Source organism: Leptolyngbya sp. AN10 (assembly GCF_050565645.1).
In the GTDB taxonomy this organism is placed as follows: domain Bacteria; phylum Cyanobacteriota; class Cyanobacteriia; order Leptolyngbyales; family Leptolyngbyaceae; genus Leptolyngbya.
Genome location: NZ_JBNXVP010000011.1, coordinates 62,137 through 77,179 on the forward strand (window position 1 = coordinate 62,137; position 15,043 = coordinate 77,179).

The window sequence follows — 15,043 nt, forward strand, 5'->3', positions numbered from 1 at the left end:
CTTTTAATTTTTGCTTTCTAAGACTTATAATTCAATTGTACTGCTATTGACCTGACCGAATGGCTCAAAATGTTTTCGACCAGCTTTCCAAGCAATATTTGGAAGAATTTTTAGCGCCAATTGGTACTGTTCAACGCCAATACGAAATTCCTGGTGAAGCTAAATTTGTCGATGTTTGGTTTGTTCCCGATCCAAATCGAGTTCAATCAGATTTAGGATTGTTAGGGCGAATGGCGCAATCTTCCTGCTTGCTCGAACCCTATCGGAATGCGCCTACTCGAACTGAAGTCAGAGTCTCGGTGATGAAATTAATTTGGATTCAAGAAGATGAGCGGCGCAAATCAGAGGATAGACTCTCGGAAGTCAAGCTTCCCACACTCTGGCTTTTAGCTGCAACGAGCTTTAGACCCTTGCTCGAAGAAGCGGGATGTACCCTGAAGCCTGACTGGATGCAAGGAGTTTATTTCATGGCAGATCTATTGAAAACAGCCATTGTTGTGATTGATCAGCTTCCAGAAACTGAAGAAACGCTATGGTTGCGAGTCCTGGGGCGAGATGCAACTCAGGAACGAGCTATCCGAGAAGTTCTTGCTTTGCCACTAAATCATCCTTGGCGGGAGCGAATTCTCCGATTGCTGGCAAGCTGGAAAGTTAGAATAGATTTAGGTGAGATTGAGAATTTTACTGAACAGGAGGCACTTATGGCACTTTCAGAAGCATTTCTGCGTTGGGAACAACAGCACGATGAACAACTAGAGCAACGAGTGAGGAGGCAACAGCAGCAGGAAATTGCGCGAAACTTACTCAAAACGAACTTGTCACTCGAAGCGATCGCTGAAGTCACCGGGCTTGAAATCGGGCAATTGCAGCAACTTCAAGCCCAGTTGGATGCTTAAGAGGGTGTAGAAGCGAGAACTTGAGTCGGTACAGTCATGTCAGAGGAATCGATCGCACTGACCGGAATCAATTGCACTGCACACGCTTTCAATTCGGGCTGTTTTGAATCGGGACAAGCGACTTCATGCGTTAACGCATTCGCTTCTGCGTGATCCGCCCAGAGTGCGCCCCAGTGCATTGGCACAAAGACGGTTCCAGGGGTGATCGCTTTTGTCACTCGCGCTGGAAATCTTGCCATGCCCCGTCTCGATCGTACTTCGATCAGTTCGTTCGCTTGAATCCCTAACTTCGCTGCATCTTTAGGATGAATCTCGATAAATGGATTGGGATACATCTGGCGAATTTTCTCAATTCGTCCAGTGCGGCTCTGAGTGTGCCAATGTCCATACAATCGTCCCGTTGTTAAGACGAATGGATAGTTATCGTCTGGGGGTTCTGCGAGTCCGCGTGAGTGGACATTCGAGAAACGCGCTTTACCGTCTGGAGTATGGAATTTTAGATCCGTATAGAGACGTTTTGCTTTCTCAGTTTTCTGCTTGTGGGATTCGGCTTTGTTGGTAAAGGGCCATTGAGTTGCACCCATTTCGCGTAGGAAGGTATGGCTTAATCCAGATTGATCACAGGGTCGATCGTGCGTCAAACGAACAAATTCAGCATAAACTTCTGCTGCATAGTTAAAGGCGAATTGCTTCCGATAACCCAATCTGCGCCCCACTTCCGCAAAGATTTCCCAATCGGTTCGAGCTTCACCCGGTGCGACTCGGAACTGTGGACAGAGTGTGACTCGTCGTTCGGAATTGGTCATTACTCCGGTTTTTTCGCTCCATTGCGTCGTGGGGAGTAACACATGAGCATAGTCCGCCATTTCTGTCGGATAGTAGCATTCCTGATAGACCGTGAACGGCGATCGACGAAGTGCTGCTTTCGTGCGTTCAATATCTGGCATACTCACAGCAGGATTGGTTGCTGCAACCCACAACATTCCAATTTCTCCGGTTTCGAGTCCGGTAATCATATCCCAAGCGGTTCGACCGGGATTTGGAGAAATCGAACCCGCTGGAAGCTGCCAGAATTGTTCTACTTGGGCGCGGTGTTCTGGAACTTTGACTAATCGATATCCCGGCAATAAATGAGATAGTCCACCTGCTTCGCGTCCACCCATTGCATTCGGCTGTCCGGTGAGCGAAAAGGGTCCGGCTCCAGGCTTACCGATCTGTCCAGTGAGCAAATGGAGATTGATAATCGATCGAACTTTTGCGGTTCCTTCTGAAGACTGATTGATCCCCATCGACCACATGGACAGGACGCGCTTTGATCTGCTCCAATAGTGTGCTGCTGTGAGCAAATCAGTTTCAGCAATTCCACATCGAATGGCAACCACATCAGGAGGATAGTGCTTGACCACCTCTTTGAACTCTTCAAAGCCACTCGTGTGAGAGTCCATGAAGGCTTTATCAATGTCGCCCCACCGCAACAATAAATAAGCAATTCCGTACATCAAATCGATGTCGGTTCCCGGATTGATTGCTAAATGAAGATCCGCAACTTCAGCCGTTTCAGTGCAGCGGGGATCAACCACGATTAGCTTCACATTGGAATTCTTCTTGTGGTAGCGGCGAAAGCGGTTAAAGATGATCGGGTGACATTCTGCTGTGTTCGTCCCAATCAGAAAGGCACAATCGGTTTGCTCTAAATCTTCATAGCAGCAAGGCGGACCATCAGAACCGAAACTTTGAATGTATCCTGCAACCGCAGAAGACATACACAGACGCGAATTTGCATCAAAGTTATTGGTTCCGAGACAGCCTTTCATTAGCTTTTGAGCAATGTAGTAGTCTTCGGTCTGGAACTGTCCTGAAGCATACATCCCGATCGCATCGACACCCTGAGTAAACTTCACAGTGCGAATACGATCGACAATCTTAGTGAGTGCTTCTTCCCAAGAAACTCGTCGAAATGGTTCATCGAGTGAATCTCGCAGCATCGGATAACGGAGGCGATCTTTATGCAGCGATTCTGCGATCGTCGCTCCTTTCACGCAGACCATTCCTTGGCTTGATGCGTGAGTGCGATCACCTCTAACGTTCCAAATCGGTGTGCCGTCTTTGTCGCGGTTGACGGCTTTTCCGGGTAATGCAGGCGGCAGTACCTCTAAGCCGCAACCAACCCCACAGTAGGGACAGAGCGTTTTAGTTGGTTCAGCCATGACGGTTTTCTCCCTTATGTCTCAAGTTCTGCTGAGTAGCGTTGTAGGACTTGTAGCCGCTCACAGGCGATCGTTTGAAGTAACTGCAATCCGGTTGCAGTGCAAGTATAAATCTCTAGTAGCCCTTCTGGTAAGGCTTCAAACATAAATTTTTCGCCGGGGAATACAATGCGATCGAGAATGAGGTGCGGGTTATTCTGCAATCGGATTTGCTGAATGCGTTGGGATTGGTTGGTGTAATAGCACAAAATCGAGGTCATGAATCAGAGGGGAAGTTTACCCGTAAGAGAGGACAAGTCGAACCGGGAGCGGAAAAGCGATCAATAGCTTTGGACAGCGGTTACAGAAAGTTGTCTAGACCAAAGTTCTTAACCTCGCTCATTCTGATCGGATGAGTGAGTGTCGAACTGTGTTGTCGGTTACGGGTTCACAATTTTGATCATAGTGCTCTCAATTCAATCCGGCATTTTTGCGAGAAAAAACGATACAAATCCAAATGAGTAGAACCAGCAAGATCGATTTAGCAAGGGCGTTTCAGGGTTTTAATCACTGTACACAATCGATACTTAAAGTGATTTGAGAGTCATGTCCAAAAATGTTTTCTTTTATAGCGCGATCGCATTGCTGCATACAGTATTTCGCCCGTGCAATACGATCGCGGTTGTATCTATAGCAATCCTAAATCAGTTGTGAATTGCAGGATTGATCGTGCCCCCTAACCCCCAAGCTTGGGGGAACAAGACTCTTAGCCCCCAGAATTGGGGGTTTGGGGGCGTTCCCGAATCTCACAACTCAAACCGGATTGCTATACCTAGTCATCGTCGTGAGCGTACCGACCGAATAAGAAGTCGAGAGCTTGGTTTCTCAGGGTGTAGTACTGCGGATCTTCCATCAATGCCGCACGATCGCGGGGACGAGGAAACGGAACGGTCATGATTTCGCCAATGTTTGCGGCAGGTCCATTCGTCATCATCACAATGCGATCGGCAAGGAACAAGGCTTCATCAATGTCATGTGTAATCATCATCACAGTCACTTTGTGCTGTGTCCAGATTTGCAGTAGTTCTTCTTGTAGTTCTTCTTTGGTAATTGCATCCAAAGCGCCGAACGGTTCATCAAGAATCAGCACTTCGGGATAGATAGATAAAGCACGAGCGATCGACACCCGTTGCTTCATCCCGCCGGATAGCTGTCCAGGCTTTTTATGTGCCGCTTCTTCGAGTCCGACCATTGCTAAATGCTGATTCACAATTTCGATTTTGTCAGCCTTAGTTTTTTCTGGATAAACCGCATTCACCGCTAAGTAAATGTTCTCGAAAGCAGTCTTCCAAGGTAGGAGCGAATAGTTTTGGAACACGACCATTCGATCGGGACCTGGCTCTTTGACTTGCTTTCCTTGGACGCGCACTTCACCCGATGAGGGCTGACGGAAACCAGAAACCATGTCGAGCAATGTAGACTTACCGCAGCCAGAGTGACCGATCACACAAACAAATTCACCTTCTGCAACCGTTAAGTTGACATCTTGGAGAACAATGTTTTCACCGCCGTCGCGCTTTGGATAGACCTTAGAAACTCCCTCAATCTCGACAAAGGGAGCGGCTGACGGAGCTTCGGTTTGAGAGGTTTGAGTTGAGAGAATTTGCATAAGGGAGATGGGGAGTAGGGAATGGGGAGTGGGAAGAACCAGTCTGGTCTTGTTAGAGATTAGGAGATTTGTGGATTTCGGTTTGTTCGTTCATCCGCTATTTCGCCCGGAGGTAAACGCTCCGGGCTAATGGAGGAAACCCCACTAAAGTGGGCTAAAACTGCTGTCTGAGGGGGCTTCAGCCTCCTTTCTCTCATTAGCCCGGTCGGTTTAGCGTCGGGCGGACTGAATCGGAGCGACAAACTCAGATTAAGCTGCGATCGACGGTGTTTTCTGTTCAACTGGATCGATGATGACTTCTTCAATGCGAATATCGCTTTTGATGTCGAAGCTATTGAGATAGCTCATGGGATCATCGGGATTGAAGACTTTCCCATCGAACAGCGCGAAAGATTTACGATCGCCTTCGTTATCTGGGAAGCCCACTTCACGAGCCGCCCGACCGTAGAGATCGACGCGACGAACCCGCTCTGTGATTTCGATCCAGTTGCGCGGGAATGGAGTAATGCCCCATCTCGCAAGCTGAGTCAGAATCCATAGTCCTTCTACGCGACCGGGACAGTTTGCATTGTCCACATGGAACTGGTTGAAGCGTAAGAGATGGCTCGGAGTTTCACCCGTTCCTTTGTCATAGTCATCAATGAATCCCGGACGTGCAAATTCTGCGGCTGCACCCACATATTGAGGACGTGCCAGCAAGCTCAGAATTTCTTCGCGATTTCTACGATCGTCACAGTATTCACAAGCTTCGAGTAGGGCTTTGACTAAAGCATTGTGAGTTTCTGGATGTAGGTTTGTCCAATCTTCCCGAACGCCCAGAACTTTCTCCGGGTGTCCTTGCCAGATCTCTAAATCGGTTGCGATCGCATATCCCGATCCTTCTTTGATGGCGCGAGAGTTCCAAGGTTCACCCACACAGTATCCATCAATGTTACCTGCCACTAAGTTCGATACCATTTGCGGCGGCGGAACAACGGTGAGCGCAAGATCTTTGTCTGGATCAATGCCGCCTGATGCTAACCAATACCGCAGCATTAGATTGTGCATTGAAGTGGGATAAACCACGCCTAAAGTATGAGCACTATCTTTTGTTTCTTCGAGAACTCGTTTGAGGTCAGAGAGCGATCGTACTCCTCGATCGAGAAACGATTTCTTCAGCGTGATTGCATTGCCGTTCCGTGCTGTTACCAAAGCAGTGACAACCGGAAGCGGTGCATGACCTCCATATCCGAGCGTCATTGCTAATGGCATCGCTGCAACCATTTGAGCCGCATCTAGCCGACCTGTGCGAATCCCTTCTGAGATTGCTTTCCAGCTTGGTTCGCGACTCAGGGTAACTTCTTCGAGTCCGTGTTTCTTGAAGAAGCCTTTTTCTTGAGCTACAACCAGCGGCGCACAGTCGGTGAGAGGAACAAAGCCGATTTCGAGATTGACTTTTTCTAAGCCGTTACGTGCGATCGCAACTTTCTCTTTGGCTTGACGTTTCTTCGCCCGTTTCTGCTGATTCAAGAAGTAGATCATCTCGTTTCTAAGCGCGTAATAGCTCGGATGATTCACCACTTCCAAACGGTTGCGCGGACGAGGAATCGGCACAGAGAGAATCTGTCCAATGTGTGCCTCCGGTCCATTCGTCAGCATCACAATTCGATCGCTTAACAACAATGCTTCATCGACATCGTGCGTCACCATAATGCAGGTGACATTGTTCTCTTGCGCGATCGACATTAACTGCTGTTGTAGATTCCCTCTAGTCAGTGCGTCTAATGCCCCGAATGGTTCATCTAGTAAGAGCAACTTCGGACGGATGGCGAGAGCACGTGCGATCGCAACTCGTTGTTTCATCCCACCAGAGAGTTCTTTGGGCTTTTTGTCGGCTGCCTGTCGCAGTCCCACCATATTGATGTGATGTTCAACAATCTCGCTTCGCTCTTCTTTTGGTGCATCTTTCATCACCTTATCAACTGCCAGCGCAATGTTCTCGCGCACCGTCTTCCAAGGTAAGAGCGAATAATTTTGAAACACCATCATGCGATCGGGACCTGGCTCTTTGACTTGCCGCCCTTCAAGGATCACGCCACCCGTCGAGGCTTGATCCAATCCCGCAATAATGTTCAGCAACGTGGATTTACCACAGCCCGAATGTCCGATAAAGGAAATAAACTCGCCTTGCTTGATCTTGAGTTCGATGTTCTTCAGAGCAATGTACTCGCCGCCATCCTTGAGCGGAAATACCTTATCAACATGGTCAACTTCTAGGAAAACAGACATAGCAACTCAGGAGGTGAAAGGTTTAGTGGTCAGAAGTAATGCGTGAGCCAATCCAGCCAACAAAGCGATCGAGTGCCAACCCAACCAAACCAACCAACAACACACAGATAATAATCTGGCTCATGCTGTCTTCGTTGCCTGCGTTGTAAGCATCCCAAATCTTGAAGCCGATACCACCCTCAGCTTTCAACATTTCTGCCGCAACAATTGCCAACCATGCCAACCCAATCCCGATTCTCAATCCACCAAACACATACGGTACTGTAGACGGAACCAAAATACTAAAGAAGTAATCTTTGCCCGACAGCTTCAGCACTTTTGCAACGTTGTTATAGTCCTGTGGAATCTGTTGCACCCCAACAGCAGTGTTAATCACGATGGGCCAAATTGCAGTAACGAAGATGACGAAAATCGCCGCAGGGTCATTGTTCTGAAAAATTCCTAATGCGATCGGCAACCATGCCAGCGGCGGAACCGTTCTGAGAACTTGCACGATCGGGTCTAGTCCGTTCTGCATGAACTTACTCACACCGAGCAGAACGCCCAACCCAATCCCGACTACAGCCGCGAGCGCGTATCCTAATGCGACCCGCTGCAAACTGATCAAGATTTGCAAGCCTAGTCCTTTATCCGTACCGCCATTGTCATAGAACGGATCGAGAATCAATCTCCAGGTTTGCTCGATAACTTTGATCGGTCCCGGCATTTTCGATTCTGGACTTGCACAAAGCGCTTGCCAAAGTACCAGAGCAATTCCCACACAGATGATCACTGGAACGATCGAGGTGCTGTATTTCTTGACGGTTTCTGAGAATTTTGATGGTCGAGCGGGACGAAGAGACGGGTTAATAGTCATGAGAGGAGAAATTTTGATGAAGGATGAGGGTGGGGAGTGGGGAGTGGGGAGTGGGGAGTGGAGCGCGTAGAAGAACTGGCTTCAACATTGCACTCCCTACCCCCTACTCCCCACTCCCTACTCTCTTAGGCTTTCTTGATTTTCAAGCTATCGAGATACGCTTTCGGATTCGCCGGATCAAAGGTCACTTTATCAAAGAACGTTTCGACTCCACGCGATGCAACATCTTTCGGAATCGCAGCTTCTTGACCGATCGCTTTTGCAGCAGCTTCCCACAGGTCAGAACGGTTCACCTTGTCTACTAATGCTTTCACATCGGTGCTAGCTTCAAACTTGCCCCAGCGCATATTTTCAGTGATGAACCAAGTATCGTGGCTCTTGAATGGATAAGCTGCATCCTCACGCCAGAACTTCATCAGCAAATCGCTGTTCTGCAAGGTGCGACCGTTGCCCATGTCAAAGTTGCCTTTTGCTCGTTCCAGAATGTCTGCAACCGGAGCTTTGACATACTTATCCGCCGAAAGAATTTGGCACATTTCTTCTTTGTTCTCGTCTTTGTCGCACCACATTTGTGCTTCAAGAACTGCCATCATCAGCGCTTTGGTTGCTTTCGGGTTCTTATCTACCCAATCTGCTCTCATGCTGAAAGACTTCTCAGGATGGTTCTTCCAAAGCTCTCCTGTGGTCACTGCACTGTAACCGAGTTTCTTGGACACTAAGCGATCGTTCCAAGGTTCTCCCACACAGAACGCATCCATCGTCTTGGTTTCCATGTTGGCAACCATCTGAGGCGGCGGAACCACAACGAGGTCAACATCGGTATCTGGATTGATTCCGCCTGCTGCTAACCAGTAGCGCATCCACAAGTCGTGAGTTCCACCAGGGAAAGTGATAGCAGCTTTGAACTTCTTACCTGCGGCTGCGGCTTCTGCAATCTTCGCTTTCAGCGGAGAACTATCTGCTGCTAGTTTGAGATCTGCATAGTCATTCGAGACTGAGATTCCTTGTCCGTCAGTGTTCAAGCGTCCCAAGATGTACATCGGCACTGGAGTATTGCCTTTAGTAATCTTTCCGGTGGACAGGAAGTAAGGAATCGGGGTCAGAATATGAGCGCCATCAATGCCGCCTTTGTCTGAGCCGAGTTCTAAGTTATCGCGTACCACTGCCCAAGAGGTTTGCTTGGTCACAGAGACATCTTTCATGCCGTACTTCGCAAACAAGCCTTTTTCCAAAGCAACAATCAACGGAGCCGCATCCGTTAGAGCAATAAAACCAAGTTTTGCAGTGGTGACTTCGGGTGCATCTGCCGCACTAATGTTTACAGCAGGAGAAGCAGCGGGAGAGGACGAACCGCTCGAAGCACTTTTGCTGTTCAATCCGGTGCTACAACCATTGATAACAACTGCTCCAGCAGCGGTCGCGCCTGCGGTCAAGAGGAACTTGCGTCGTGAGAGATTAGACATTGAATCGTCCTTTGGGAAATGTACTGGGGAGGTAAGGGAAAAACAGCGGAGTGCTGTGGAGTGTGGGAGCGAACTTTACGGGTTAGGCATCAATCACAATGCGACCCACCGGACGAGCGATGCAGGTGAGGATTTTTCCAGAAGCTCGATCGAGTTCATCGAGTGCATCCGGTTCTCCGTCATAACTGACTTCGCCTTCGAGCAATGTGCATTTACAGCTACCGCAAGTTCCAGACCGACAAGAGCTATCGATCGAGACTTCTGCTTGATCTGCGACATCCAGAATGAAATCATCCTGTGTACAGGTCACATCCTTGCTGGACTTAGCAAAACTTACAGTTGCCGGAGTCGCCACGACTGTCTCTGTTTTTACAATCGGTGGCGAACTCAACACATACTCAAATTCTTGTGAAACCGTTGATTTCCCGTTCGGGGTTTCGACTGTTGGTCGATCGAGGGTAATCAATGCGGTTTGAGCAGGACGCGCTGATTCGGGCATTTCTGACCAAGGACGCGCTCCAAACTGCTCGATCAAAATCTCGTGCAAGACGGGCTTGAGGTCTTCACAGGGAATGCTCTTTCTCACACAGGTTCCAAGTTCAGCGTGTTTGCCGACTTTTCCACCCATGTAAAGATCAACGCCTTCGACGGTGCGCCCATCTTTGCGGACTTTCGTGCCCATCATCCCGATATCTGCCACTTGCGGCTGTCCACAAGAGTTCGGGCAACCTGTCCAATGAATCCGAACAGGTTTTGGGCAGTACAAGTCTTGCTCTAGTTCTTGAATCAATGCAACAGCACGATTCTTGGTTTCGATCAAAGCAAAGTTACAGAACTGTGCCCCTGTGCAAGAGACTAAAGCACGAGAAAGATTTTGCGGCTCGATCGAGAATCGTTTAACCAGTGATTCTCTCAGCAAGGCTGAAACTCGTGAATCCGGCACATTCGGAATAATCACGTTTTGTTCAACCGTAAAGCGAACTTCGCCGCTACCGTAAACTTCTGCAATTCGAGCTAGATCAAAGAAATCTTGAGCAAACAATCGACCAACCGGAACGTGCAAGCCCACATAGTTCAATCCAGACTGTTTCTGAGCATGAATGCCAATGTGATCGCGCTTGTCCCAGAGAATTTCATCTTTCGCAGCAGCGGGAATAAACGTATATCCCAACTGTTTCTCAACAGCTTCGCGGAATGGATCTAGCCCCATTTCGTCAATCAGCCACATCAATCGAGCTTTTTGACGATTCGCTCTCAATCCTAAATCGCGATACACCGTTAAGATCGCTTCGCAAACGGTCACAACATCACGCGGATCAACCCAAGCATTTAAGGGAATTGCTGCATCACAGCGTTTTGCTGAGAAGAAGCCACCCACTAAGACATTGAATCCGAGCGTGCCATCTTTGAAAGCAGGAACGAAAGCGATGTCGTTGATTTCTGCATGAACCGAATTATCGCGGCAACCTGCGATCGCAATATTGAACTTACGCGGCAGATTACTAAAGCTCGGATTGCCACGTCCATTGTTCGTGACCATATCCTGCACTTTTCTCACCAGTCCGCGAGTATCAATCAACTCATCCGCATCAATGCCCGCAACAGGCGATCCGGTAATGTTGCGAACGTTATCCATTCCAGACTGAATACTGGTCAATCCAGCCTGATCAAACTTACGAAAAATTTCTGGTAGATCTTCGATCCGAATCCCGCGCAGTTGAATGTTTTGGCGCGTGGTGATGTCCGCATTGCCATCATCGCCATAACGCTGTAGGACTTCCCCTAACACGCGGGTTTGTCCACTGGTGAGAATCCCATTCGGAATCCGCATCCGCATCATGAACTTTCCTGGAGTCACCGGACGGAAAAACACGCCCAACCACTTCAAGCGATGATCGCGATCGGTTCCATCCATTGCCTCCCAGCCAAGTCGAGCAAACTGCTCCAACTCCGCTTTCACTGCAAGACCATCTTTCTCTGCTTTGAGTTTTTCAAACTTATTCTGAGTAGGCGCAGATGTAAGGGTGTCTGTCATGGATTGAGCCTATAGATAAAAGTGTTGCAGAGCGAACACAAAAGCGGTCTTTTCGCAACCGTGATTCGGTGTAACGCTGACCGATGAAGTAAAGGTAATTGGGATCTCAGAGTAATTTCGTATCTAGAGTTACAAAATATTTCGTAATATGACGTTTCTGCATGAGCGCGATTCGCTTTCGTCATCTACCATCAGAAATACGTCAGAGGGCTTACTTTAGAACAAAGAGTACAAAGGAGAACACGATGCGCCGTCGAACTTTTTTATCGTGGGCTGGTTTCGGTTGGGTAATGAGTCGAGTTCCTGCTGCGTTGACTGCGTTTCTTGCGGCTTGTACGGGTCAGCAAAGAAGCGCCACCGGATTGGAAACCGTCGGTACGATCGCGGATTTGGATGCAAAAGGTGTATTACAAACTGAATCACCTTCGCCAATTTTGGTGATTCGGAATCCGACTGATCCAAAAACATTGATTGCGGTAAATTCGACTTGTACGCATCAGGGCTGCTTAGTGACTTGGAATGCAGAACGAAAGTCGTTTGTCTGTCCGTGTCATGGAGCGGCGTATGCGCCTGATGGGTCAGTTCAGAAAGCGCCTGCAACAGCGGCTCTAGCGACTTATCCGGTTCAAGTCGATGGGCAGAATGTTCAGGTCAAAGTGGGGTAATGCGCTTTTAGGTAGAGGAAGGTCGATCGACATTGATCCACCGTTGAGTTGAACCTAGATCATTGGAGATTTGGCTTATGACTCAAGCACCCACACAAAGTAATCGTGCTCTTAGCAACCTAGAATACGACTTGCTGACGGCGCTTCAAAACAAAGCGGAAGCAGTAAAAGCCTACGAAACTTACATTCAAGATGCCGAGCAGCAACAGTCTCAACCTTGTGCTGAACTATTCCGTAAGTTAAGAGATGCGGATATTCAAACGGCTCAGGAAATTCGTCATCACCTTCAACAAGTGATGCAAAACGGTCGGATGTAGGATGATGCGGGTAGTAGGGCTGGTGATTGATCAAAGCTCGATCGGTTCACATGGCATTCTATCTGAGGAGTGAACGCTTCTAAATCCCTAGCTGATTCATTCTAGCGAAAGTCTTTCCTGCCCTCACCCTAGCCCTCTCCCCAAGGGAGAGGGAACAAGATTTCTAGCTCCCTTCTCCCTTGGGGAGAAGGGTTGGGGATGAGGGCAGAATGGCTAAATCGGAGCAGAAAAAATCATCTGGTTAAAACGAATAAACCCTACCCCAAATTTGGGGGATTTAGGGGACACTAGCCGATCGAAACAAAGCGATTCTGCCTTGTGTGTACACGGTAGCCTGGGGATTTGAGGGACACGATTAGTTTTGCATTTCACGACTAATTTTGCATTTCACGACTAATTTAAGAGACCGCCATAGTTTCTAATCTTCGGATTCAAAGTTGGAATCAAGGAAGTTCAGGGCGTGGTTTCGCAGTTGATAGTATTCCGGTGAATTGCGAATCTTAGAACGATCGCGGGGATGAGCAAAAGGAACATCAAGAATTTCGCCGATCGTCGCTTCAGGTCCATTCGTCATTAAGACAATGCGATCGCTCATGTAAATCGCTTCATCTACATCATGCGTGATCATCAGAACCGCTTGCCGATGATTCTCCCAAATCTCTAGCACTTGGCGTTGCAGTTTGCCACGAGTTAAAGCATCTAAGGCTCCGAACGGTTCATCCATCAAGAGCATCTTTGGACGAGTCGCTAAAGCTCTAGCAATTCCAACTCGTTGCTTCATTCCGCCTGAAATCTCATCAGGGTACTTATCAGCAGCAGCGGTTAAGTTCACCATTGCTAGGTGTTCACTCACAATTTGCTTTTTCTCAACAGGGGAAGCCTCTTTTAGAACTTCGTCGATCGCGAGTCGAATGTTCTGACTCACAGTTAACCAAGGCAAAAGTGAATATTGCTGAAACACCATCATTCGTTCGGCTCCAGGCTTACGAATTTCGCGTCCTTCAAGTCGAACTGATCCTGATGTTGCTTGCTCTAATCCTGCAACGATTTTTAGTAACGTAGACTTACCGCAGCCAGAGTGACCAATGATTGAAATAAACTCACGCTCTCCGATCGTTAAATTCACATCTTTGAGAATTACTGTTTCGCGATCGCTAGTTTTGTAAGCCTTCTTTAAATCACTGATTTCAAGAAAGGGCGGAGTTGAAACCACAGAAGGAACAGTTTGAACGCGATCGTTAACCATGCGAAATTGAGTCATGAGGAACCCCTTTAAGATACTGCTAAGAGAGATAAATATTAGTCGATCGACTCACACGAATATCGAAGCTGTTGAGGTAGCCAACGGGATCACTCGGATCAAAGGCTTTCTTATCAATAAATGCCGCCTCTGGCTCGACTTTGTAATCCTCGCTCGGACAAGCAATGCCTAATTCGGCTGCCACTTCTCGATAGATATCTGTCCGCCAAGATTGTGCCGCTAACTGGTCTGCATTCTTGGGGATTTCTTTGATTTGCCCCCATCGTGCAGCTTGAGTCATCAACCAAATACTCCGCGATCGCCACATAAACGTAGAATGTTCGTCTGTGACTTGAGGAACATCTTTTGGCATGTAGAAGAACATTGTCGTCGCATCAGATTTAACAATCCGATCTTCACCATCAAAGCCACCATAGTTGTATTCGCCCACGATCGCAGGTTTGGTTAGCTTCGGTTTTGCTCCGGTGTACGATCGAGCAGAAATAATCTGTGCAACTTCTTCGCGATTTTCATCACAGTAGCGACAAGATTCGATCATGGCTTTGAGCAAGGCACGATAAGTTTTCGGATTCTCATCGATAAAAGATTGCATCACGCCAAGTAAGCGATCGGGATGTCCATTCCAAATCTCTCGACCTTGAGCAAATGTAAATCCAATTCCTTCATTGCCACTAATGGCGCGAGTGTTCCAAGGTTCTGCCACCATGTAAGCTTGCATTGCTCCAATTCTTACATTCGTAACCATCTGAGGAGGCGGAACGCTAATCACTCGAAACTCTTTGAGCGGATTAACTCCTGCTGCCGCTGCAACATACCGCACAAAGTACTCATAGATAGAAGAACTGAGAACCACTGCCCAAACCCGTTGCTCTGGAGGTAAGGCTTCAAAGTAACGACGAAAATCGTTTCCAAATGCTTCTAAGTTGCCGTTGTACTCGAACCACGGACGCAATCCCGCGTTCCACATCTCCCGATTCATCGTCATCGCATTCCCATGATGATGAATTGTCATTCCAGCACACATCGGAGCATGACGCGCTCCTTCAGCCCCCGTTCGCGCATTTGTCACCGCACCTGCAACCACGGGAGAAGCATCTAAGCGACCAAAGATCAGACCATCTCTTGAGGTTGCCCAACTTGCTTCACGGCTTAAACGAACATTCAAACCGTACTTCCGAAAAAAACCTTTCTCCCATGCGATCGCAAATGGCGCACAATCATTCACCGGAACATACCCGATCGTTAAATTCGGTTTTTCTAGTTCACTCGACTGAATGACTGGAGTAATTGACATTGCAGCCTCAGACAGTCCTTGAGGTGAGCGATTAGCAGTGATAGCACAAGAGGGTAATGTAGTGGCGATCGCAGATGCGCCCATCCCTACGAGAAAGTCGCGGCGCGTCCATTGTTTTGTCATAGTTCTTCCT

General features: G+C 48.1%; 12 protein-coding genes. 3 read left to right on the plus strand and 9 right to left on the minus strand.

All coding sequences use genetic code 11. The annotated features are described in order from the left end of the window. Window positions 1-59 precede the first annotated feature (59 nt). Window positions 60-896: a flagellar assembly protein H gene (locus ACQ4M5_RS16885; protein WP_430676812.1), complete on the plus strand. Its 837-nt coding sequence runs from the start codon at window positions 60-62 to the stop codon at window positions 894-896. On the opposite strand, the gene ACQ4M5_RS16890 is transcribed toward ACQ4M5_RS16885, so the two are convergent. The 7 genes from ACQ4M5_RS16890 to ACQ4M5_RS16920 all read right to left on the minus strand — a co-directional run bounded on the left by ACQ4M5_RS16890 (window position 893) and on the right by ACQ4M5_RS16920 (window position 11,373). Continuing rightward, on the minus strand, window positions 893-3,103 hold the full coding sequence (locus ACQ4M5_RS16890) for a molybdopterin oxidoreductase family protein (protein ID WP_430676813.1): 2,211 nt from the start codon (window positions 3,101-3,103) through the stop codon (window positions 893-895). The genes ACQ4M5_RS16885 and ACQ4M5_RS16890 overlap by 4 nt on opposite strands. 14 nt (window positions 3,104-3,117) lie before the next feature. Further along, window positions 3,118-3,363, minus strand: a complete 246-nt coding sequence (locus ACQ4M5_RS16895) for a DUF1830 domain-containing protein (protein ID WP_430676814.1) — start codon at window positions 3,361-3,363, stop codon at window positions 3,118-3,120. A gap of 551 nt (window positions 3,364-3,914) precedes the next feature. Further along, window positions 3,915-4,751 (minus strand): nitrate ABC transporter ATP-binding protein, encoded by an 837-nt coding sequence (locus ACQ4M5_RS16900; protein ID WP_430676815.1) that lies wholly within the window; start codon window positions 4,749-4,751, stop codon window positions 3,915-3,917. A gap of 249 nt (window positions 4,752-5,000) precedes the next feature. After that, window positions 5,001-7,019, minus strand: coding sequence for a nitrate ABC transporter ATP-binding protein (locus tag ACQ4M5_RS16905; protein ID WP_430676816.1), 2,019 nt, complete (start codon window positions 7,017-7,019; stop codon window positions 5,001-5,003). Between the two features lie 22 nt (window positions 7,020-7,041). After that, window positions 7,042-7,875, minus strand: a complete 834-nt coding sequence (gene ntrB / locus ACQ4M5_RS16910) for a nitrate ABC transporter permease (RefSeq protein WP_430676817.1) — start codon at window positions 7,873-7,875, stop codon at window positions 7,042-7,044. 125 nt (window positions 7,876-8,000) lie between these two features. Further along, the gene (locus ACQ4M5_RS16915; protein WP_430676818.1) at window positions 8,001-9,338 is read right to left on the minus strand and encodes a CmpA/NrtA family ABC transporter substrate-binding protein; all 1,338 of its coding nucleotides are present in this window, start codon (window positions 9,336-9,338) and stop codon (window positions 8,001-8,003) included. 82 nt (window positions 9,339-9,420) lie between these two features. Next, window positions 9,421-11,373 (minus strand): ferredoxin--nitrite reductase, encoded by a 1,953-nt coding sequence (locus tag ACQ4M5_RS16920; protein WP_430676819.1) that lies wholly within the window; start codon window positions 11,371-11,373, stop codon window positions 9,421-9,423. A gap of 245 nt (window positions 11,374-11,618) precedes the next feature. Between ACQ4M5_RS16920 and ACQ4M5_RS16925 the strand changes: the two genes are divergently transcribed. Then, entirely contained in the window at window positions 11,619-12,038 is a 420-nt protein-coding gene (locus ACQ4M5_RS16925) for a ubiquinol-cytochrome c reductase iron-sulfur subunit (RefSeq protein WP_430676820.1), read from the plus strand. 77 nt (window positions 12,039-12,115) lie between these two features. Then, window positions 12,116-12,355 carry a hypothetical protein gene (locus ACQ4M5_RS16930; protein WP_430676821.1) on the plus strand — a complete coding sequence of 80 codons (240 nt, stop codon included), beginning with the start codon at window positions 12,116-12,118 and terminating at the stop codon, window positions 12,353-12,355. Window positions 12,356-12,773: 418 nt separating this feature from the next. Here the strand turns inward: ACQ4M5_RS16930 and ACQ4M5_RS16935 are convergent, their stop codons facing one another. After that, window positions 12,774-13,616: an ABC transporter ATP-binding protein gene (locus tag ACQ4M5_RS16935; RefSeq protein WP_430676822.1), complete on the minus strand. Its 843-nt coding sequence runs from the start codon at window positions 13,614-13,616 to the stop codon at window positions 12,774-12,776. A gap of 22 nt (window positions 13,617-13,638) precedes the next feature. Then, window positions 13,639-15,033 carry a CmpA/NrtA family ABC transporter substrate-binding protein gene (locus ACQ4M5_RS16940; protein ID WP_430676823.1) on the minus strand — a complete coding sequence of 465 codons (1,395 nt, stop codon included), beginning with the start codon at window positions 15,031-15,033 and terminating at the stop codon, window positions 13,639-13,641. Between the last annotated feature and the right edge of the window lie 10 nt (window positions 15,034-15,043).

Excerpts from the sequence above, each read along its gene's own strand:
- ACQ4M5_RS16900 (WP_430676815.1), bottom strand. The coding sequence starts at position 4,751 with ATGCAAATTCTCTCAACTCAAACCTCTCAAACCGAAGCTCCGTCAGCC.
- ACQ4M5_RS16895 (WP_430676814.1), bottom strand. The coding sequence starts at position 3,363 with ATGACCTCGATTTTGTGCTATTACACCAACCAATCCCAACGCATTCAG.
- ACQ4M5_RS16905 (WP_430676816.1), bottom strand. The coding sequence starts at position 7,019 with ATGTCTGTTTTCCTAGAAGTTGACCATGTTGATAAGGTATTTCCGCTC.
- ACQ4M5_RS16930 (WP_430676821.1), top strand. The coding sequence starts at position 12,116 with ATGACTCAAGCACCCACACAAAGTAATCGTGCTCTTAGCAACCTAGAA.
- ACQ4M5_RS16925 (WP_430676820.1), top strand. The coding sequence starts at position 11,619 with ATGCGCCGTCGAACTTTTTTATCGTGGGCTGGTTTCGGTTGGGTAATG.
- ACQ4M5_RS16915 (WP_430676818.1), bottom strand. The coding sequence starts at position 9,338 with ATGTCTAATCTCTCACGACGCAAGTTCCTCTTGACCGCAGGCGCGACC.
- ACQ4M5_RS16940 (WP_430676823.1), bottom strand. The coding sequence starts at position 15,033 with ATGACAAAACAATGGACGCGCCGCGACTTTCTCGTAGGGATGGGCGCA.
- ACQ4M5_RS16935 (WP_430676822.1), bottom strand. The coding sequence starts at position 13,616 with ATGACTCAATTTCGCATGGTTAACGATCGCGTTCAAACTGTTCCTTCT.
- ACQ4M5_RS16885 (WP_430676812.1), top strand. The coding sequence starts at position 60 with ATGGCTCAAAATGTTTTCGACCAGCTTTCCAAGCAATATTTGGAAGAA.
- ACQ4M5_RS16920 (WP_430676819.1), bottom strand. The coding sequence starts at position 11,373 with ATGACAGACACCCTTACATCTGCGCCTACTCAGAATAAGTTTGAAAAA.
- ACQ4M5_RS16890 (WP_430676813.1), bottom strand. The coding sequence starts at position 3,103 with ATGGCTGAACCAACTAAAACGCTCTGTCCCTACTGTGGGGTTGGTTGC.
- ntrB (WP_430676817.1), bottom strand. The coding sequence starts at position 7,875 with ATGACTATTAACCCGTCTCTTCGTCCCGCTCGACCATCAAAATTCTCA.